At 70.8% G+C, this 18,775-nt stretch carries 14 protein-coding genes; 10 read left to right on the top strand and 4 right to left on the bottom strand.

Annotated elements, in window-relative coordinates; all coding sequences use genetic code 11:
* Positions 1–305 precede the first annotated feature (305 nt).
* Positions 306–1,406, bottom strand: a complete 1,101-nt coding sequence (locus M8I34_RS00425; RefSeq protein ID WP_030988789.1) for a LacI family DNA-binding transcriptional regulator — start codon at positions 1,404–1,406, stop codon at positions 306–308.
* Positions 1,407–1,821: 415 nt separating this feature from the next.
* Here M8I34_RS00425 and hisC point away from each other — a divergent pair, with 415 nt between their 5' ends.
* From hisC to M8I34_RS00400, 5 genes are all read left to right on the top strand, one after another.
* Positions 1,822–2,901, top strand: coding sequence for a histidinol-phosphate transaminase (gene hisC / locus M8I34_RS00420; protein WP_250047164.1), 1,080 nt, complete (start codon positions 1,822–1,824; stop codon positions 2,899–2,901).
* Positions 2,902–3,259: 358 nt separating this feature from the next.
* Positions 3,260–4,768, top strand: coding sequence for a cytochrome ubiquinol oxidase subunit I (locus tag M8I34_RS00415; RefSeq protein WP_250047162.1), 1,509 nt, complete (start codon positions 3,260–3,262; stop codon positions 4,766–4,768).
* 9 nt (positions 4,769–4,777) lie between these two features.
* Positions 4,778–5,779, top strand: coding sequence for a cytochrome d ubiquinol oxidase subunit II (cydB, locus tag M8I34_RS00410; protein ID WP_244419785.1), 1,002 nt, complete (start codon positions 4,778–4,780; stop codon positions 5,777–5,779).
* A gap of 40 nt (positions 5,780–5,819) precedes the next feature.
* Positions 5,820–9,533, top strand: a complete 3,714-nt coding sequence (cydD, locus tag M8I34_RS00405; protein ID WP_250047161.1) for a thiol reductant ABC exporter subunit CydD — start codon at positions 5,820–5,822, stop codon at positions 9,531–9,533.
* A gap of 191 nt (positions 9,534–9,724) precedes the next feature.
* A complete protein-coding gene (locus M8I34_RS00400; RefSeq protein ID WP_250047529.1) occupies positions 9,725–11,404 on the top strand; it encodes a GAF domain-containing protein in 1,680 nt (559 codons plus the stop codon).
* Between the two features lie 72 nt (positions 11,405–11,476).
* Here M8I34_RS00400 and M8I34_RS00395 read toward each other — a convergent pair whose 3' ends face one another.
* Entirely contained in the window at positions 11,477–12,460 is a 984-nt protein-coding gene (locus M8I34_RS00395) for an HAD hydrolase family protein (RefSeq protein ID WP_250047159.1), read from the bottom strand.
* Positions 12,461–12,616: 156 nt separating this feature from the next.
* Here M8I34_RS00395 and M8I34_RS00390 point away from each other — a divergent pair, with 156 nt between their 5' ends.
* The 3 genes from M8I34_RS00390 (at position 12,617) to M8I34_RS00380 (ending at position 15,301) form a co-directional block, all read left to right on the top strand.
* Positions 12,617–13,516, top strand: coding sequence for an LLM class flavin-dependent oxidoreductase (locus M8I34_RS00390; RefSeq protein WP_250047157.1), 900 nt, complete (start codon positions 12,617–12,619; stop codon positions 13,514–13,516).
* Positions 13,517–13,763: 247 nt separating this feature from the next.
* Positions 13,764–14,663: a zinc metalloprotease HtpX gene (gene htpX / locus M8I34_RS00385; protein ID WP_030988806.1), complete on the top strand. Its 900-nt coding sequence runs from the start codon at positions 13,764–13,766 to the stop codon at positions 14,661–14,663.
* A 74-nt stretch (positions 14,664–14,737) separates the two neighbouring features.
* Positions 14,738–15,301, top strand: a complete 564-nt coding sequence (locus M8I34_RS00380) for a hypothetical protein (protein WP_030075843.1) — start codon at positions 14,738–14,740, stop codon at positions 15,299–15,301.
* Positions 15,302–15,366: 65 nt separating this feature from the next.
* Here the strand turns inward: M8I34_RS00380 and M8I34_RS00375 are convergent, their stop codons facing one another.
* Both M8I34_RS00375 and M8I34_RS00370 read right to left on the bottom strand, forming a co-directional pair.
* Positions 15,367–15,909: an RNA 2'-phosphotransferase gene (locus tag M8I34_RS00375; protein WP_250047156.1), complete on the bottom strand. Its 543-nt coding sequence runs from the start codon at positions 15,907–15,909 to the stop codon at positions 15,367–15,369.
* 149 nt (positions 15,910–16,058) lie between these two features.
* Positions 16,059–16,643, bottom strand: a complete 585-nt coding sequence (locus M8I34_RS00370) for a PadR family transcriptional regulator (RefSeq protein ID WP_250047154.1) — start codon at positions 16,641–16,643, stop codon at positions 16,059–16,061.
* Positions 16,644–16,812: 169 nt separating this feature from the next.
* Between M8I34_RS00370 and M8I34_RS00365 the strand changes: the two genes are divergently transcribed.
* Positions 16,813–17,403, top strand: coding sequence for a hypothetical protein (locus M8I34_RS00365; protein ID WP_250047153.1), 591 nt, complete (start codon positions 16,813–16,815; stop codon positions 17,401–17,403).
* Positions 17,400–18,755: a carotenoid oxygenase family protein gene (locus M8I34_RS00360; protein ID WP_250047151.1), complete on the top strand. Its 1,356-nt coding sequence runs from the start codon at positions 17,400–17,402 to the stop codon at positions 18,753–18,755. Before M8I34_RS00365 ends, M8I34_RS00360 begins: the two co-directional genes overlap by 4 nt.
* Positions 18,756–18,775: the final 20 nt, after the last annotated feature.

The raw sequence follows: 18,775 nt of genomic DNA, 5'->3' as shown, positions 1-18,775 counted from the left end.
CACTCCGGGCGGCGGAACAGACGCCGGAGCGTTTCCCGCCATGGTCCACACCATGGGTCCCTGACTGGCCCCCTGAGTCATCGACCCCTCCACCGTCGCGCCGCCGTGCACCTCTCGGACCTTTGCCTGGTCGACGGCGGTCCGCGGTGTCGTGCGCCCATCATAGGAATGCCGATCGCGGGTTGTGACGCACCCGGGGGTGGTCAATCCGCCGGAGCCCGGCGTTCACGGCTGATTTATCCCGGGATCACCCTGTTTTTTCCTCGAAGAAGAGATCGCCCGGTCGCTCGTATGAGGGAGCACACTCAGTCGCCGGTGGGTCCTCGTGGCGGACTGACGGTCGTTCTCGGGGAACGTCGCTGGGACGAGGCCCGGACGATCAGATCCGTCGGTATGACCTGTTCGACGGGCCGGCCGTTGTCGAGCCCCTCGATGGCGTCGATGAGGATCTGTACGACGGCGGTGCCGATGCGGCGCGGCTTGAGGGACAGGGTGGTGACGGGCGGCTCGGTGGCGGCGTAGAGGGTGGACTCGCTACAGCAGACCAGCAGCAGGTCCTCCGGCACTCGCAGGCCGTACCGCCGGGCGGCGGCGAGCAGGTCCGTGCCGTTGGGGTCGAAGAGCCCGTAGACGGCGTCCGGGCGGTCCGGGCGGGCCAGCAGCCGGTCGGCGGCGACGGCTCCCGCACACGGGTCGTGTGCCGGGTAGGCCTCGTACACCGGGTCCTGACCGACCCGCTCGCACCAGCGCAGATAGGCGGTGGTCGACAGCCGCGTGTAGGTGTCGGTGGTGTTGCCCGTGAGCAGTCCGATGCGGCGGGCGCCGGCGTCGGCGAGATGGTCGAGCAGGCCGAGGACGGCCGCCTCGTGATCGTTGTCGACCCAGCCGGTGACGGGCAGTGCGCCGCCTGGGCGGCCGTCCGAGACGACGGGGATGCCGTGCCGGACGAGTTCGGTGACGACGGGGTCGCCGTCGGCGGGGTCGATGACGACGGTGCCGTCCAGGGCGACGTTGGACCACACGTCGTGGCGCGAGGTCGCGGGGAGGATGACCAGCGCATAGCCGCGGGCCAGGGCCGCTGAGGTGGCGGCTCTGGCCATCTCGGCGAAGTACGCGAATTCGGTGAAGGTGAAAGGTTCGTCCCCGTACGTGGTCACGGTCAGGCCCAGAAGTCCTGACTTGCCGGTACGGAGGGTGCGGGCGGCTGCGGACGGGCGGTAGCCCAGCCGGTCGGCCACCTCGCGGACATGGCTACGGGTGGCATCCGGAAGCCGGCCCTTGCCGTTGAGCGCGTCGGAGACAGTCGTGATCGACACACCGGCTGCGGCGGCCACGTCCCGGATGCCCGCCCGCCCCAGCCGGCGACCGGTCGACCGGCTCACCTGGTGCTTCCCTGCTGCTGTCATGGCGAGCCGATAGTAGGGCTCATTAGGGCCATTCGCGGGGCTCGGCCGACGGTGGTGAAGAGGTACGTTTCTGCATGGCGATCACCGAGCAATTCCCGGAAAAACCAAGGAAGTTGGCACGATAAGTGATCATTCTGGGGGAGGTATGGCGCCTTCGCCTGTCGATCGGCTCGGGTCACGTATCGGTCTCAAGTCACCTTGACGGGGGATGCGCGCCACGGCGTAGGCCACCGGCGCACGCCGGACTGGACGGCGCCCCCTGAGGGCTCTGCGCGGGGCTTCCCCGGCGGCGGTCAGGGGTGCCTGTGGGAGCCCGGCGCCGGACTCGGGGTGGGCCGGGGCTGCCGCCGAACGGGTCAATCCTCATAAGGTGTGCAGTATTGGAGAAGGGCAGGACGGTCGAGGAGGACCTGCGGTGAGCGAGAAGACCCCGAAGCTGCGTGCTGCGCTGGACGGCATTCCGACGTACAAGCCGGGACGGCCGGCGGCGACCGGCGGCCCCGTCACGTACAAGCTGTCCTCCAACGAGAACCCCTATCCGCCGCTGCCGGGTGTCCTGGAGAGCGCGGTGACCGCCGCCGGCGCCTTCAACCGCTACCCGGACATGGCCTGCACGGGCCTGATGGCGGAGCTGTCCGAGCGGTTCTCGGTGCCCCTGGAGCATCTGGCGACCGGCACCGGATCGGTCGGGGTGGCCCAGCAGCTGGTCCAGTCGACGGCCGGGCCCGGCGATGAAGTGATCTACGCCTGGCGATCGTTCGAGGCGTACCCGATCGTCACCCAGGTCTCCGGCGCCACGTCCGTGCAGGTCCCGCTGACCTCCGATGAGGTCCACGACCTGGACGCGATGCTCGCCGCGATCACCGACCGGACCCGGTTGATCTTCGTCTGCAACCCCAACAATCCCACCGGCACCGTCGTGCGCCGTGCGGAGCTGGAGTCCTTCCTGGACCGGGTGCCGAGCGATGTGCTGGTGGTGCTGGACGAGGCGTACTGCGAGTTCGTGCGCGATCCCGCGGTGCCCAACGGCATCGATCTCTACCGCGACCGTCCCAATGTGTGTGTGCTGCGCACCTTCTCCAAGGCGTACGGCCTGGCGGGGCTGCGGGTCGGCTTTGCGGTGGCGCATGAGCCGGTGGCCGCCGCGCTGCGCAAGACGGCGGTGCCGTTCGGCGTGAGCCAGCTGGCGCAGGAGGCGGCGGTGGCGTCGCTGCGCAGCGAGAAGGCGCTGCTGGAGCGGGTCGATGCGCTGGTGACCGAGCGGGCGCGGGTGGTGGACGGGCTGCTCGGGCAGGGCTGGACCGTTCCCGAGTCGCAGGCGAACTTCGTCTGGCTGCGGCTGGGGGACCGGACGACCGACTTCGCGGCGGCCTGTGAGCGGGCCGGTGTGGTCGTGCGGCCGTTCGCCGGCGAGGGGGTGCGGGTGACGATCGGGGAGAGCCCGGCGATGGACCTGTTCCTCCAGGCCGCGGAGGAGTTCCGCAAGGCGCTGTAAGCCCGTCGTCGGACGTGGCAGGGCATCGTGGCAACGGCGTCGTACGACATGGCAAGAGGCCGTAGGTCCCCTGACCTGCGGCCTCTTGCGTGAGGCGCGGTTTTGCGCCGCTGAGGGCGATGGCCCGGGCGCGCAGGACACCGCCGATGCGGCCCGGGACGTGGCAGGTGGAGGGCGTTCCGGTGCCCTGGATTCCGGCGTGACCGCAGTCACGTACCCCCCGGCAAATATGGCTGGGAGCCGTAGGAGATAATTGCTTGTGAATGTGAACGCGTTCACAAGCGCGTCCCGTATGGGCCCCTTTGTGTGGCGCAAATGGGGCGTTGTCGTAGTGCAACGGCGACGTAAGGAGCACGGCATGGAACTGGCGTTGGCGCCAGAGACTCTGGCGCGATGGCAATTCGGCATCACCACCGTCTACCACTTCCTGTTCGTCCCCCTGACGATCTCCCTCGCCGCTCTGGTGGCCGGACTCGAGACCGCATGGGTACGCACGGGGAAGCAGAAGTACCTCAAGGCCACCAAGTTCTGGGGCAAGCTGTTTCTGATCAACATCGCGATGGGTGTCGTCACCGGCATCGTCCAGGAGTTCCAGTTCGGTATGAACTGGTCCGCCTACTCGCGGTTCGTCGGTGACGTCTTCGGTGCCCCGCTGGCCTTCGAGGCGCTCATCGCGTTCTTCTTCGAGTCCACCTTCATCGGCCTGTGGATCTTCGGCTGGGACAAGCTGCCGAAGAAGATCCACTGCTTCTGCATGTGGATGGTCTCGATCGGCACGATCCTGTCGTCGTACTTCATCCTCGCGGCGAACTCCTGGATGCAGCACCCGGTCGGCTACAAGTACAACGCCGCGAACGGCCGTGCCGAGCTGACCGACTTCTGGAAGGTGCTGACCCAGGACACCACCCTGGTCGTCGTCTTCCACACGCTGACCGCGGCCTTCCTGACCGGCGCCGCGTTCATGGTCGGTATCGCCGCCTTCCATCTGATGCGCAAGAAGCACATCAAGGTCATGCGGACGTCGCTGCGGCTCGGGCTGATCACGCTGGTCATCGCGGGCATCCTCACCGCGATCAGCGGTGACTCGCTCGGCAAGGTCATGTTCAAGCAGCAGCCGATGAAGATGGCCGCCGCCGAGGCGCTGTGGGACAAGGAAGAGCCGGCGCCGTTCTCGGTCTTCGCCTACGGAGATGTCGACAAGGGCCACAACACGGTCGCCATCGAGATACCCGGCCTGCTCTCCTTCCTCGCGCACAACGACTTCACCTCGCCGGTCCCCGGCATCAACGACGTCAACAAGTCCGAGCAGCAGAAGTACGGTCCCGGCGACTACCGGCCCAACATCCCGGTCGCCTACTGGGGCTTCCGCTGGATGATCGGCTTCGGTATGTCGTCCTTCGCCATCGGGCTCGCCGGGCTCTGGCTCACCCGTAAGAAGTTCTGGCTGGCGCCGGGGCTGCGTACGGGGGACGAGGAGCCACCGCTCCTCGCGCTCACCAAGAACAAGGTGCTCGGTGCCCGTCTGAGCAAGTGGTACTGGTCGCTCGCCTTTGTCACTCTCGGCTTCCCGCTCCTCGCGAACTCGTGGGGATGGATCTTCACCGAGATGGGCCGCCAGCCCTGGGCCGTCTACGGCGTGCTGCGCACCTCGGACGCGGTGTCCCCGGGTGTCTCGCAGGGCGAGGTGCTCACCTCGATGATCGTCTTCACCGCGCTCTACGCGATCCTCGCCGTGGTCGAGGTCAAGCTGCTGGTGAAGTACATCAAGGCCGGCCCGCAGGAGCTCACCGACTCCGACCTCAACCCGCCCACCAAGATCGGCGGCGACAACACGGACGCCGACCGGCCGATGGCCTTCTCGTACTAGGAGGCGACTGTGCAACTCCACGACGTCTGGTTCGTCCTTATCGCCGTCCTCTGGACCGGGTACTTCTTCCTCGAAGGGTTCGACTTCGGGATCGGCATCCACACCAAGCTCCTCGCCCGTGACCGGCGGGAGAAGCGCGTACTGATCAACACCATCGGCCCGGTCTGGGACGGCAACGAGGTCTGGCTGATCAGCGCGGCCGGTGCGACCTTCGCCGCCTTCCCCGACTGGTACGCCACCCTCTTCTCCGGTTTCTATCTGCCGCTGCTGCTGATCCTCGTGTGCCTGATCGTGCGCGGGGTCGCCTTCGAGTACCGCCACAAGCGGACCGAGGAGTACTGGCAGCGGAACTGGGAGAACGCGATCTTCTGGACCTCGCTGCTGCCCGCGGTGCTGTGGGGCGTGCTGTTCGGCAACATCGTGCACGGGGTCAAGATCGACGCCCACAAGGAATACGTGGGGAGCGTTCTCGACCTGCTGAACCCCTACGCGATCCTGGGCGGGCTGCTCACGCTGACGCTGTTCACCTTCCACGGCGCGGTGTTCGCCTCGTTGAAGACGACGGGCGACATCCGGCAGCGGGCGCGCAGGATGGCGACCGTCCTCGGATTGCTCACCGCGGTACCGACGGTCGGATTCCTCGGCTGGACCCAGGCCGACAAGGGCGACGGCACCAGCCTGATCGCCATGATCGTCGCGGTGGTCGCGCTGGCCGCGGCGCTCGGGGCCAACAAGATCGGGCGCGAGGGCTGGGCGTTCGCGTTCTCCGGCATCACCGTCGTGGCCGCCGTCGCGATGCTGTTCCTGACGCTCTTCCCGAACGTCATGCCGTCCACGCTGAACGAGAGCTGGAACCTCACGGTCGGCAATGCCTCGTCCAGCCCCTACACCCTGAAGATCATCACGTGGTGTGCCGGTTTCGCCACACCGCTGGTGATGCTCTACCAAGGGTGGACGTACTGGGTGTTCCGCAAGCGGATCGGCACCCAGCACATCGCCGATGCCCACTAGCTGAGCCACCGCCCCCTCGGGGGCGGCCTCAGCAGGACGGATGTTTCACGTGAAACCGGTCGACCCGCGTCTGCTCCGCTACGCCCACGCCACCCGCGGCTTCCTCGTCGCGGTGGTGGTACTCGGGCTTGCCGGAGCGGGCCTGGTCATCGGCCAGGCGATGCTGATTGCCGAGATCGTGGTCGGGGCGTTCCAGCACGATCTCGATCTCGGCGCGCTGACCACACCGCTGGCGCTGCTCGCCGCGATCTCCGTCGGACGGGGGCTCATCGCCTGGCTCACCGAGCTGGCCGCGCACCGCGCCGGCGCGGCGGTCAAGTCCGAGCTGCGGATGCGGCTGATCGAGCGGGCGGCGCAGCTGGGGCCCGGCGCGGTGATCGTCCGTGCGGACGGCGGGGCGCAGGCCCCGGGTTCGTACGGTCCGGAGACGGCCGGCGCGGGCACGCCGGGCGGTGCGGGCACCCTGGAGATGCGCACCGGCGAACTCACCGCCCTCGCCACCCGCGGTATCGACGCCCTCGACGACTACTTCGCCCGCTATCTGCCGCAGCTGGGGCTGGCCGTCGTCGTCCCCCTCGCGGTGCTGGCCAGGATCGTCACCGGGGACTGGATCTCCGCGCTCACCATCGTCCTCACTCTTCCGCTGATCCCCCTGTTCATGATCCTGATCGGCTGGGCCACCCAGGCGCGGATGGACCGCCAGTGGCGGCTGCTCGCCCGGCTGTCCGGCCACTTCCTCGACGTCGTCGAGGGCCTGCCGACCCTCAAGGTCTTCGGCCGGGCCAAGGCCCAGGCCGCCTCCATCCGGGCCATCACCGGCGCCTACCGCCGGGCGACGCTGCGCACCCTGCGGATCGCCTTCCTCTCCTCCTTCGCGCTCGAACTCCTCGCCACCATCTCCGTCGCGCTGGTCGCGGTCGGCATCGGTATGCGGCTGGTGCACGGTGAGCTCGACCTCTACACCGGCCTGATGGTGCTGGTACTGGCGCCCGAGGCGTATCTGCCGCTGCGGCAGGTCGGTGCGCAGTACCACGCCGCGGCCGAGGGACTCTCGGCCGCGGAGGAGATCTTCGCGGTACTGGAGACACCGCTGCCCACGCCCGGCACCGCACCCGCGCCCGAGGGCACCGCGCTGGCCGTGGAGGACCTGGTGGTCCGCCACCCCGGGCGCACCGCCGACTCCCTCCCGGCGACCTCGTTCGAGGTCCGGCCCGGCGAGACCGTCGCACTGGTCGGCCCCTCCGGTGCCGGCAAGTCCACGCTGCTGAGCGTGCTGCTCGGCTTCACCGAACCGCACGGCGGCCGGGCCCTCGTCGACGGCCGGGACATCGCCTCGCTCTCCCCCGAGAGCTGGCGGCAGCGGATCGCCTGGGTTCCGCAGCACCCGCATCTGTTCGCCGGCACCATCGCCGAGAACGTACGGCTGGCGCGGCCGGACGCGGACGACGCCGCGGTGCGCACCGCCCTGGGCGACGCGGGCGCGCTGGACTTCATCGACGCGCTCCCGGACGGCATGGCGACCCGGCTCGGCGAGTCCGGTGCCGGGCTCTCGGCCGGCCAGCGCCAGCGCCTCGCGCTCGCCCGCGCCTTCCTCGCCGACCGTCCGATCCTGCTCCTGGACGAGCCCACCGCGAACCTGGACGGCGCCACCGAAGAGGCCGTCGTGGCCGCGGTCCGCCGGCTCGCGGTCGGCCGTACGGTCCTGCTCGTCGTCCACCGGCCGGCGCTGCTGGCGGTGGCGGACCGGGTGGTGCGGCTGCCGGAGCCGGCGGGGGCGGCGGCCGGTGCGGAGCCGAGGGATGCGGTGGGTGCGGGGCCGCGTGAGGGCGCGGCCGCGGCGGCTCCGCCTGCGAAGACGGCCGTGGAACCGGCCGTTGCGGACGGGGGCTCCGCTGAGGCCGAGGCCGCGGCCGAGGACTGGAACGCGGGCCCCGAGCCCGACCTCGCCCGCGGCTCGGCGCTCACCCGGCTGCGCCGGACGGCCCGTGCCCATCGGGCGCAGTTCGCGGTGGCGCTGCTGCTCGGAAGCCTCGCGCTGGGCAGTGCGGTGGGCCTGATGGCGACCTCCGGCTGGCTGATCTCGCGGGCGGCACAGCAGCCGCCGGTGCTCTATCTGATGGTGGCGGTGACCGCGACGAGGGCGTTCGGTATCGGCCGTGCGGTCTTCCGGTACGCCGAGCGGCTGGTCGCCCATGACGCGGTGTTCCGGATGCTCGCCGACGTACGCGTCGCCGTCTTCCGGCGGCTGGAGCGGCTGGCGCCGGCCGGGCTCAAGGAGCGCAGCCGGGGCGATCTGCTGTCGCGGCTGGTGGCCGATGTGGATGCGGGACAGGACTACTTCCTCCGCTGGCTGCTGCCCGCAGGGGCGGCGGTGCTGGTCGGCGCCGGGGCGGTCGGTTTCACCGGATGGCTGCTGCCGGAGGCCGGCGCGATCCTCGCCGTCGGGCTGCTGCTCGCGGGCGTGGGGGTGCCGGTGCTCTCGGGTGCGCTGGCCCGTCGGGCGGAGCGCCAAGTGGCCCCCGCCCGCGGGCGGCTGGCCACCCGTGTCGTCGATGTGCTCACCGGTACCGCCGAGTTGACGGTGGCCGGCGCCCTCCGTGCCCGTACGGATGCGGTACGGCGCGCGGACCGGGACCTGACCCGGATCGCCGCCCGCTCGGCCACCGTGGCCGGGACCGGCGCCGGGCTGTCGGCGCTGCTGTGCGGGCTGACGGTCGCCGCGGCGGCGGTGGCCGGTGTCCAGGCCGTACACGCGGGCCGGTTGACGGGCGTCGTGCTGGCCGTCGTCGTGCTCACCCCGCTCGCGGCGTTCGAGGCGGTGGCGGGGCTGCCGCTCGCCGTGCAGTACCGGCGGCGCACCCGGCATGCCGCCGAGCGGGTCTTCGAGGTGCTGGACGCCCCGGTCCCGGTGCAGGAGCCCGTCACGCCGGCCAAGGCTCCCGAGGCGCCGTTCCCGCTGGCCGTACGGGATCTGACCGCGCGCCACCCGGGACAGGACCGGCCGGCGCTGGACGGCGTCGGCTTCACCCTGACGGCAGGTCGCCGGCTCGCCGTCGTCGGCCCGTCCGGCTCCGGCAAGACGACGCTGGCGCAGGTACTGCTGCGCTTCCTGGACCGGGAGGCGGGGACGTACACGCTGGCCGGAACGGATGCCCAGGCGATGGACGGTGACGCGGTCCGGCGGCTGGTGGGGCTGTGTGCGCAGGACGCGCACCTCTTCGACAGCTCGCTGCGGGAGAACCTCAAGCTCGCCCGCCGGGACCGGCGGGACGCCGCGGGCGACGGCGACCAGGACCTGTGGGACGCGCTCGTCCGGGCCCGGCTCGCGGACTGGGTGCGCGGGCTGCCCGACGGCCTGGACACCATGGTCGGGGAGCACGGCGCCCGGCTGTCCGGCGGCCAGCGGCAGCGGCTGGCCCTGGCGCGTGCGCTGCTCGCGGACTTCCCGGTACTCGTCCTGGACGAGCCCGCCGAGCACCTCGATCTGGCCACTGCCGATGCGCTGACCGCCGATCTGCTGGCCGCGACCGAGGGCCGTACGACGGTCCTGATCACCCACCGGCTCACCGGTCTCGATGCGGTCGACGAGGTGCTGGTCCTGGACCAGGGGCGGGCCGTGCAGTGCGGGAGTTACGCGGAGCTGGCCGCGGCCGAGGGGCCGTTCCGGCGGATGCTGGAGCGCGAGCGGGCGGTGGACGCGGCGTACGGCGAGGTGCAGGTGGTGGCACAGGGCGACGCACAGCCGGTGGCATGACGCGACGCGCGGCCGGTGGCGTCAAGCGGTGCGCGGCCGGTCCCCGGCCCCGCACTGGCCTGCCCCGCATAACTGGACTTTCCCCGGAAATCAGCCGTTATTAGGCTCAAGGCATGGCAGCCACGGCAGAACCCCCACCTCCGGACCCCAGGGGCCCCGGGAGCGAGGGCGCGAGCGCGGCTCCCGACCCCATGGATGCCGCCACCGAGGCGACCCGCAGTCTCCAGGGCCTGTCGTCCGAGCTGACCGCGCGGGTGCCGCAGCTGCTGGAAGCGATGCGTACGGTCGGCGCGGGTCTTGATCTGCACATCACCCTGGACCGGATCGTGGAGACCGCCGCCGAGCTCGCCGACGCCCGCTATGCCGCGATCGGGATCATCGACGATGCCCGCGAGGGGCTGTCGGACTTTGTGACGTACGGCGTGAACGGGGCGGCGCACGAGCGGATCGGCGCGCTGCCCGACGGTCACAAGGGCCTGCTCGGCGCGCTCATCCATGATCCCAAGCCACTGCGCCTGGGCGACCTCACGAAGGACCCCCGGTCGGCCGGGTTCCCGGCCGGGCACCCGCCGATGCGGACGTTCCTCGGGGTGCCGATCCGCGTCCAGGGCGAGATCTTCGGCAATCTCTATCTGACGGAGAAGCGCGGCGGTGCGGAGTTCAGTGAGGAAGATCTGCACATGGTGCGGGTGCTGGCCACCGAGGCCGGTATCGCGATCGGCAACGCCAGGGTGCATGCGGCCACCCGGCAGCGGGAGCGGTGGATCGACGGCTCCGTGGCGGTGACCACCGAACTCCTCGCCGGCAGCGATGTCGACGACGCACTGGCGGTGGTCGCCGAGCAGGCCCGCAAGCTGGCGGACTCGGCGGCCGGCATCGTGCTGCTGCCCGACGAGGAGGGCGGTCTGGAGATCGTCGCGGTGTCGGCGGACGACCCCGCCGGGATCATGGGGACGCAGATTCCGCCCGACAGCCCGGTGGTCGAACAACTCCTCGCCGGGGAACCGGTGTTCGTGCACGACTCGGCCACCGATCCACGGATGGTCACGGATATCGCGGCCCGCTTCGGCCCCAGCATGATGCTGCCGCTCAAAAGCGGCGGACGGGTGCTCGGCACCCTGGCGACCCCGCGGGCCCGGGGCGCCCGCCCGTTCACCGGTGCCGAGCGGACGCTGGCCACCCAGTTCGCGGCGCAGGCCGCGCTGGCGCTGGTGCTGGCCGACGCCCAGCGCGACCGAGAGCGGCTGGCCGTCTACGAGGACCGCGACCGGATCGCCCGTGACCTGCACGATCTCGTCATTCAACGGCTGTTCGCGACGGGCATGATCCTGGAGAGCGCACAGCGCAGATCCGTCGTGCCCGAGGTGGCACAGGGCGTCGGCAAGGCCGTGGACGAGCTGGACGTCACCATCCAGGAGATCCGGACCGCGATCTTCGCCCTCCAACAGGGCCCGGCCGAGGCGCCGTCCGGGCTGCGGACCAGGGTTCTGCGCGAGATCGGCACCGCCGCCGTACCGCTCGGCTTCCAGCCGTCGGCCGGCTTCATCGGCCCGGTCGACTCCCGGGTCGGCGAGCTGACCGGCAAAAACCTGATCGCCGCGCTGCGTGAGGCGCTGTCGAACGCCTTCCGGCACGCCCAGGCCTCCCGGATCGAGGTCGTCGTCGACGCCACGATCCGTCTTCCGGGCGGTGCCGACGGCGTCCGTCTGACCGTCGCCGACGACGGCATCGGCATCTCGGACGGCGGTCGCCGCAGCGGCCTCAAGAACCTCGCCAAGCGCGCGGAGTCACTGGGCGGCTCCAGCTCCTACGGCCCGGGGCTGGGCGCGGCCGGCACGGGGACGATGGTCACGTGGGAGGCACCGCTGTGAGGAGCAGGGCGGGCGCCCACGTGCGGCCGGCGGCTGCCGCAGCCCCGGCCGCTTCGGTGCGCGTGGTCGGCTTCAGTGTGAGCGGGCGCCCCGTGGGCCGCCGTCATGCAGGATCCGCTCGATGACGGCCGCGACACCGTCGTCGTTGTTGGAAGCGGTACGGCCCGTAGTGGCGGCCAGCACGTCCGGGTGCGCGTTGGCCATGGCGTAGGAGGTGCCGGCCCAGCTCAGCATCTCTATGTCGTTCGGCATGTCCCCGAAGGCGACGACCTCGTCCGGGGAGATGCCCCGCTCCGCACAGCAGCGGGCCAGGGTGCCGGCCTTGCTGACGCCGGGCCCGCTGATCTCCAGGAGGGCGGTGGGGCTGGACCGGGTGAACGACGCGAGATCGCCCGCCGCTGTACGGGCCAGCTGGAGGAATGCGTCGGGGTCCAGCTCGGGGTGGTGCGCCAGCAGCTTGATCACCGGCTGGTCGGGGAAGGCGGGGCCGGCGGGATCGGTGGGGCTGTGGGCGGCATCGGACCGGCCGTCCGGCCCGCGGGTGGCGTCCGGCTCGTTCGCCTCCGGGCACAGCGTCGAGACGAAGTCGTCGGCGAGCAGCTTCTCCGCCGGCGCGACGGCCGCGGCCGGGTCCAGGAGGAGGGGTGGGTACTGCGGCTCGTAGTGGATGCCGCCGGTGCGCTCGACCGCGAACGAGGTGCCGGGCGCGGCGCTGCGCAGCGCGTCCACGACGGCCAGGGCGACGGTCCGCTCCAGGGGGCTGACCTCGACGATCCGGCCGCCGCGGTGCAGATCGACGACTGCCGCGCCGTTCGCGCAGATCGCCAGACCGTGACCGTGCACATGGTCGCTGACCACGCCCATCCAGCGGGCCGGACGCCCGGTGACGAAGAACACCTCGATGCCGGCCTGCTCCGCGGCGGCGAGCGCGGCGATCGTCCGGTCGGAGACCGTCTTGTCGTCGTACAGCAGCGTGCCGTCCAGGTCGGTGGCGATCAGCCGGGGCGCAACGGCCGTTTCGGGCGCCCGTGGTGGCGTGGCGGGGGCATCAGTCACGGGGCCATCTTCCCGTACCGCCGTGCACAGGCGTGCGGTGGGTTGCGCGCATGAGCCGGCGGCGGCGGGCCGAAGGCGTACGGGCAGGCGGGGCGGAGCCGCTCACGGCAGGGCAGCGGAGCGTCCCACCGCCCGGCCGGCCGTACGCTCGGGGGTATGCGACTGAGCACCGTGATACTCCCTGTCCGCCGTTGGTCCCAAGGCGGACGGGAGGCGTGGCAGCGCGCCGAGGAGCTGGGCTTCCACGCCGCGTACACCTATGACCACCTCTCGTGGCGGACCTTCCGGGACCAGGCCTGGTTCGGCGCCCTTCCGACGCTGACCGCGGCCGCCGCCGCGACCTCCCGGATGCGGCTGGGCACCCTCGTCACCTCGCCGAACTTCCGGCATCCGGTCACCCTCGCCAAGGAACTGATCTCGCTCGACGACATCAGCGACGGCCGGATCACCCTGGGCATCGGGGCCGGCGGCAACGGCTTCGACGCCACCGCGCTCGGCCAGGAGCCCTGGGCGCCGCGGGAACGGGCCGACCGCTTCGCCGAGTTCGTCGGGCTGCTGGACCGGCTGCTGACCCAGGATGTCGTCTCCTACGCCGGCGACCACTACTCCGGACACGAGGTCCGCAACATCCCCGGTTGTGTGCAGCGGCCGCGGCTGCCGTTCGCGGTGGCGGCCACCGGGCCGCGCGGGCTGAAGCTGGCCGCCCGGTACGGCCAGGCCTGGGTGACGACCGGCGATCCCAAGGTCTCCAACGGGGGCGGAACGCCGGACGAGTCGCGTGAGGCGATCCGCGGACAGCTCGAGCGATTGGGCAAGGCCTGTGCCGATCAGGGCCGGGACTCCGCCGACCTGAAGAAGATCATGCTGACCGGCTTCACTCCGGACAGCCCGCTGGACTCCGTCGACGCCTTTGTCGACTTCGCCGGACGCCATGCCGAGCTGGGCATCGACGAGCTGGTCCTGCACTGGCCGATCGCCGACTCGGTCTTCGAAGCCGATGTCGCGGTCTTCGAGCGGATCGCCACGGAGGCGCCGGCGCAGCTGGCCGCCCGGTAGACGGAGCATGGGCCGGCGGTCCCCTACGGACTGCCGGCCCGCGCCGGCCGGTGCTCGGCCCCTCCGGCGGCGCGGGTGCCCGGCCGCCCGGCGCGCCCGGCAGTCCCCTGGCCTGGGCTTTACCCCACATATAGCCCCGAAGAGGGAGAATCGGGACAGCGGCGCAGTGTGCGGGCCGCCGCGCGCGGTGCGAGGACGGCGCGCGGCAGTCGGCGCACTGCGCGAAGTGCGGCGTTGCGGAGGAGCCATGGCACAGACCCGATTCGCCCCGGACCGCGGGCTGACCACACGCATGGTGACGACGATGTTCTTCATCGGCCTGCTGTACGTCGTGGTCGTCGGCGTGCTGGTGGTGCTGCTCAAAGGCGCCTGGGTGGTGGTGCTGCTGATCTCGGGCGCCCTGTTCGTGGCGCAGTTCTGGTTCAGCGACCGGATCGCGGCGTTCAGCATGGGCGCGCGCGAGGTCACACCGGAGCAGGCGCCCGAGCTGCACGGCGCCGTCGACCGGCTGTGTGCGCTGGCCGATATGCCCAAGCCGCGGGTCGCGATCGCCGAGTCGGACGTGCCGAACGCGTTCGCCACCGGCCGCAGCCAGAAGAACTCGCTGGTGTGTGCCACCACCGGGCTGCTCAGGCGGCTGGAGCCGGAGGAGCTGGAGGGGGTGCTGGCCCACGAGCTCTCGCATGTCGCGCACCGCGATGTCGCGGTGATGACCATCGCCTCGTTCCTCGGCGTACTGGCCGGGATCATCACCAGGGCCGCGCTGTGGAGCGGTGTCGGCCGCAGCAACCGGGACCAGAACGCGGCCATCGCCGTGCTCATCGTGACCGCCGTGAGCGTGGCCGTCTACGCGATCAGCTTCCTGCTGACCCGGCTGCTGTCCCGTTACCGCGAGCTGTCCGCCGACCGGGCCGCCGCGCTGCTGACCGGCCGTCCCTCGGCGCTGGCCGCCGCGCTGACCAAGGTCACCGGCCAGATCGCGCGGATTCCGACCGAAGATCTGCGCAAGGCCCAGCCGTTCAACGCCTTCTACTTCGCCCCGGCGTTCAACAAGGAGAGCTTCAGCCGCCTGCTGTCCTCGCACCCGACGCTGGAGCAGCGGCTGGACCAGCTGGGCAGGATCTCGGCGGAGCTGGGGCGGGCGTGAGGGACGGTGGCGCCGGGGCGAGCGTGATGACGGGCGCAGTGGGGCCGGCCGTATCGAGCAAGGAGTAGTCGCGCATGGGTTTTCTGGACGCCATCCTCGGCCGCAGCAAGCCGGTACGTCCCGATCTCGACCAGCTGTTCGCGCTGCCGTCGGCCGCGGTGACTCTCCAGGCCGCGGCCGGATTTGAACCCACCGGCCTGGGGTCGGTGTGTTTCGCGAGCGTGGAGGGCGCGACGTTCTCGCGTATCCAGGAGGAGGCGCGCTCCCTCCTGGACGGCTCGGTGGAGTTCACACAGGACGCGTACGGCTATACGTGGCTGCTCGTACGGCATCCGCCGGAGGATGTGGCGGGCCTGGTCAACGACCTGCACGCGGTCAATACGTCCCTGGAGGAGGCGGGTTTCGGTCCACAGCTGCTGTGTTCGCTGGCCGGTTTCCGCGATGAGCGGCAGCGGTCGCTGGCGCTGGTCTACCTCTACAAGCGGGGCACGTTCTACCCCTTCTCCCCGAAGGAGGGCGGCGGCGAGAAGCGCGACAACCCGCTCGAACTCCAGGTGCGGGCGATGCTCGGGGACGATCTGACGATCGAGCAGGACCTGGCGCGGTGGTTCCCGGTGTGGGGGGCGCCGGGCCTCTGAGGGATTGCGGCCCACCCCGGCCTCTGGGGGCGCTGGTCTCGGCCCGGTCCTACGGGGGCGGTGGCTCAGCCCGGGAATTGCAGGAACTGTGCCGGTACATGGCCGGTGAGCCAGACCCCGTTGCCGCTGACCCGGAAGACATGGCCGGCGCGGTGCATGGTGGCCGCGTCGACGGTGAGGACCACGGGCTTGCCGCGCCGCGCGCCCACCCGGGTCGCGGTCTCACGGTCGGGCGAGAGATGGACGGCGTGCCGCGACATCGGCCGCAGCCCCTCGTCCCGGATGGCGGCCACACTGCGGACCACCGTGCCGTGGAAGAGCTGGGCGGGCGGTACGGCCGGCGGCAGATCGAGGTCGACACGTACCGAGTGGCCCTGCTGGGCGCGGATCCGGCCGTCCTCGATGGCGTATCGCTGCTTGTCGTTGCCGACGACGACTGCCTCCAACTCCGCCCGGGAGAAACGGAATCCATGCCGCGCGGCCGCTGCCATGAGCTCTTCCACGGGCACCCAGCCCTGGGCGTCGAGGGTGAGGCCGATCCGCTCCGGTTCATGGCGCAGATGTTTCGCCAGATACTTCGAGATGCGCACGGAGCGCTGGTTGTTCATGTCTCCAGAGTGCCGCGCAAGGCGCGCGACGGCACCTGAATTGCGGCCCGGGAGCCGCGGCAGGTGCCGGGCCGCCTCGGCGGTGCTCGCCCCGCGGACCTGTGGGATGAACCGAGGGCATCGACTGCCCTCGCCGTCCGGCCGGCCCGTCACTCCTCTTGGCTCTGCCGGCCTTCCTTGTGCTGCGCCCTCGCGAGTTCACTCGCCTTTCTCGCCTTTGCGCTGGTCACCTCGTCGGCTGCCCAACGGGCCCATTCCTCCTGGGTCGCCGACATCCGCAGGCCGTACTCCAGCGCGATCCGCCCGTAGACCGAAATCATCTCCTCGTCCCACTCGGCGGTCTCTTCGATGTGCTCGAGGGTGGCGCGGGTCCGCGCGGCGCGCTCGGCCTGATGCAGGAGATAGGTCTGTGCCTCGAGTGGTGTGACGACGCCGAGGAAGAAGACGCGCAGCACGCCGGCATGGCGCTGGGGGCCGCTGGGCTCGACCTCGGTGAGCCAGTGGCGCAGCTCCGCCATCCCGTCGTCGGTGATTGCGTATTCCTTGCGGCCGCGGGGGCCGTGGGCGGCGACCTCGACGAGGCCGGCGGTCGTGAGCTTGGTGAGCTCGCCGTACACCTGGCTCTGTGTGGCCGGCCAGACGCTCGACAGCGAGGCGTTGAACAGCTTCATCAGGTCGTATCCGCTCGCCGGGGCCTCGGCCAGCAGGCCCAGCACGGCATGTCTCAGGCTCATGGTCGGCACTTTACCTTCCACTGTTGACATGTCAAAGGTGGAGGTTCTATGTTCGACATGTCGAAGTTGGAATGTGCTGCGAGTGCGGGTGCGGCAGATGCGGCCGCTCGTCCCGGCGTCGAGGCGTGCGGTCGTGCGTGCGGGCGGTCGCGAGTGATGAGGGGGAATCATGAACTACCTGCGGAACTTCATTCCTTGGCTGGCCTTTGCGGGGGTGTCCTCCGTCGGCTGGCAGTGGGGCGCGCTCGCGGGCCTGGCGATATCCGTCGCACTGCTCGTCGCCGACCGGGCCGCCGGTCTTTCCCTCGACTACCGCCTGCTGGAGTACGGCACGATCGTGTACTTCACGGCCCTCGGCCTGCTGGCCTTCGCCCGTCCCGACAGTGGTCTTCAGCTGTACGGCAGTGCCCTGTCGATGGGCTGGCTGGCGCTCATCGCCTGGGTGTCGATCGCCGTGCGGCGGCCCTTCACGATGGCGATCGCGCGCCGGATGGCCCCGCCGGAGGTCTGGCACACCCCGCTGTTCCGCCGCATCAATGTCGTGCTCACGAGCGTGTGGGCGGTGTCCTTCACTCTCACCGCGATCGCCCAGACCGTCGTCTCCGCCTATGAGGTGAACGCCATCTTCTCGATCCTCATCCAGATCGCCGGATTCGTCCTTCCCGTCCGCTTCACCGCCGCCTACCCGGAGCGGGCCCGTGCCCGCTTCATGGAGAGCCCCGGCGCGCGGACTGGCGCCCAAGGAGGCATGGCCGCATGACCACCACACCCCCGACCACCGCCACCGAATCCCGTGCCCCCGCGCCTCATATGGCAGGCAACTTCGCCCCGGTGAAGGAGGAGCTGACCGCCTACGACCTCCCGGTCACGGGCACGATTCCGCCCGAGCTCAGCGGCTGGTTCCTCCGTAACGGTCCCAACCCGCGGGACGCCGCCACTCCGCACTGGTTCTTCGGCGACGGCATGGTCCATGGCCTGCGTCTGGAGGGCGGCCGGGCCGTCTCCTACCGCAACCGCTGGGTCCGCACCTCCACCTTCACCGACGGGGCGCGGCCGGTGGACGCGCAAGGCCGCCGCAATCTGGCGGCGGGCGTGGCCAACACCCATATCGTCCGGCACGCCGGACGCACTCTCGCGCTGGTCGAGTCGTCGTTTCCCTACGAAATCGACTGCCGCCCCGGCCATGAGCTGGAGACCCTCGGCGCCCATGACTTCGGGGGCCGGCTCACCACGGCCATGACCGCCCACCCCAAGACCTGCCCCACAACCGGCGAGCTCCATTTCTTCGGCTACGGCGGGCCCACTCCGCCCTATCTCACCTACCACCGTGCCGACGCGTCAGGGGAGTTGGTGATCAGCCGCCCCATCGATGTTCCGGGGCACACGATGATGCACGACTTCCATCTGACCGCCGGCCATGTCGTCTTCATGGACCTCCCGGTCGTCTTCGACCGCAACCGCCCCGGCATGCCGTTCCACTGGAACCCGGAGTACGGCGCCCGGCTGGGGGTGCTGCGGCGTGACGACCCCTATGGCGAGGTCCGCTGGCTGCCCATCGACCCCTGCTATGTCTTCCACGCCCTGAACGCCCACGACGACGGCGATCAGCGCATCGTTCTGTACGTGTCCCGCTACGCCGAATTCGGCGGCACGACCCCGGCCCACCTGTGGCGCTGGACGATCGATCTGGTGTCGGGCACGGTCACCGAGGAACAACTCGACGACCGGTTCTGCGAGTTCCCCAGGGTGGACGACCGGCTCGCCGGGCTGCCGGCCCGCTTCGGCCATGCCACCACCGGCGAGCTGCCGGGCAGCGGCCCGATACCCGGTGCCCTGCTCCGCTACGACCTGGAGACCGGTGCCGTCGTCCGCCATGACTTCGGTCCGGGGCGCACTCCGGCCGAAGCGGTCTTCGCCCCGGCGGACGACCGTCCGGGAGGGCCGGGCTGGCTGCTCACCTATGTCTACGACGCCTCCACGGACACCAGCGATCTCGTCGTGCTCGACGCGGAGGACATATCCGCCGACCCGGTCGCCACGGTCCATCTCCCGCAGCGAGTGCCGTACGGCTTTCATGGCAACTGGCTGCCAGATCCGGACCCGGCTAGTTGACGACACCGAAGGGCGCGGTG

It is taken from the genome of Streptomyces sp. MCA2 (assembly GCF_023544705.1).
Lineage (GTDB): Bacteria > Actinomycetota > Actinomycetes > Streptomycetales > Streptomycetaceae > Streptomyces > Streptomyces decoyicus.
The sequence above is the reverse complement of the archived record's forward strand: the minus strand, read 5'-3'. Positions and strand labels throughout refer to the sequence as shown.

Bases quoted from the DNA above. Each gene is read 5' to 3' on its own strand.
- M8I34_RS00415 (WP_250047162.1), top strand. From the start codon at position 3,260: ATGGAACTGGCGTTGGCGCCAGAGACTCTGGCGCGATGGCAATTCGGC.
- M8I34_RS00360 (WP_250047151.1), top strand. From the start codon at position 17,400: ATGACCACCACACCCCCGACCACCGCCACCGAATCCCGTGCCCCCGCG.
- M8I34_RS00390 (WP_250047157.1), top strand. From the start codon at position 12,617: ATGCGACTGAGCACCGTGATACTCCCTGTCCGCCGTTGGTCCCAAGGC.
- M8I34_RS00370 (WP_250047154.1), bottom strand. From the start codon at position 16,643: ATGAGCCTGAGACATGCCGTGCTGGGCCTGCTGGCCGAGGCCCCGGCG.
- M8I34_RS00400 (WP_250047529.1), top strand. From the start codon at position 9,725: ATGGATGCCGCCACCGAGGCGACCCGCAGTCTCCAGGGCCTGTCGTCC.
- M8I34_RS00375 (WP_250047156.1), bottom strand. From the start codon at position 15,909: ATGAACAACCAGCGCTCCGTGCGCATCTCGAAGTATCTGGCGAAACAT.
- htpX (WP_030988806.1), top strand. From the start codon at position 13,764: ATGGCACAGACCCGATTCGCCCCGGACCGCGGGCTGACCACACGCATG.
- M8I34_RS00380 (WP_030075843.1), top strand. From the start codon at position 14,738: ATGGGTTTTCTGGACGCCATCCTCGGCCGCAGCAAGCCGGTACGTCCC.
- M8I34_RS00425 (WP_030988789.1), bottom strand. From the start codon at position 1,406: ATGACAGCAGCAGGGAAGCACCAGGTGAGCCGGTCGACCGGTCGCCGG.
- cydD (WP_250047161.1), top strand. From the start codon at position 5,820: ATGTTTCACGTGAAACCGGTCGACCCGCGTCTGCTCCGCTACGCCCAC.
- M8I34_RS00365 (WP_250047153.1), top strand. From the start codon at position 16,813: ATGAACTACCTGCGGAACTTCATTCCTTGGCTGGCCTTTGCGGGGGTG.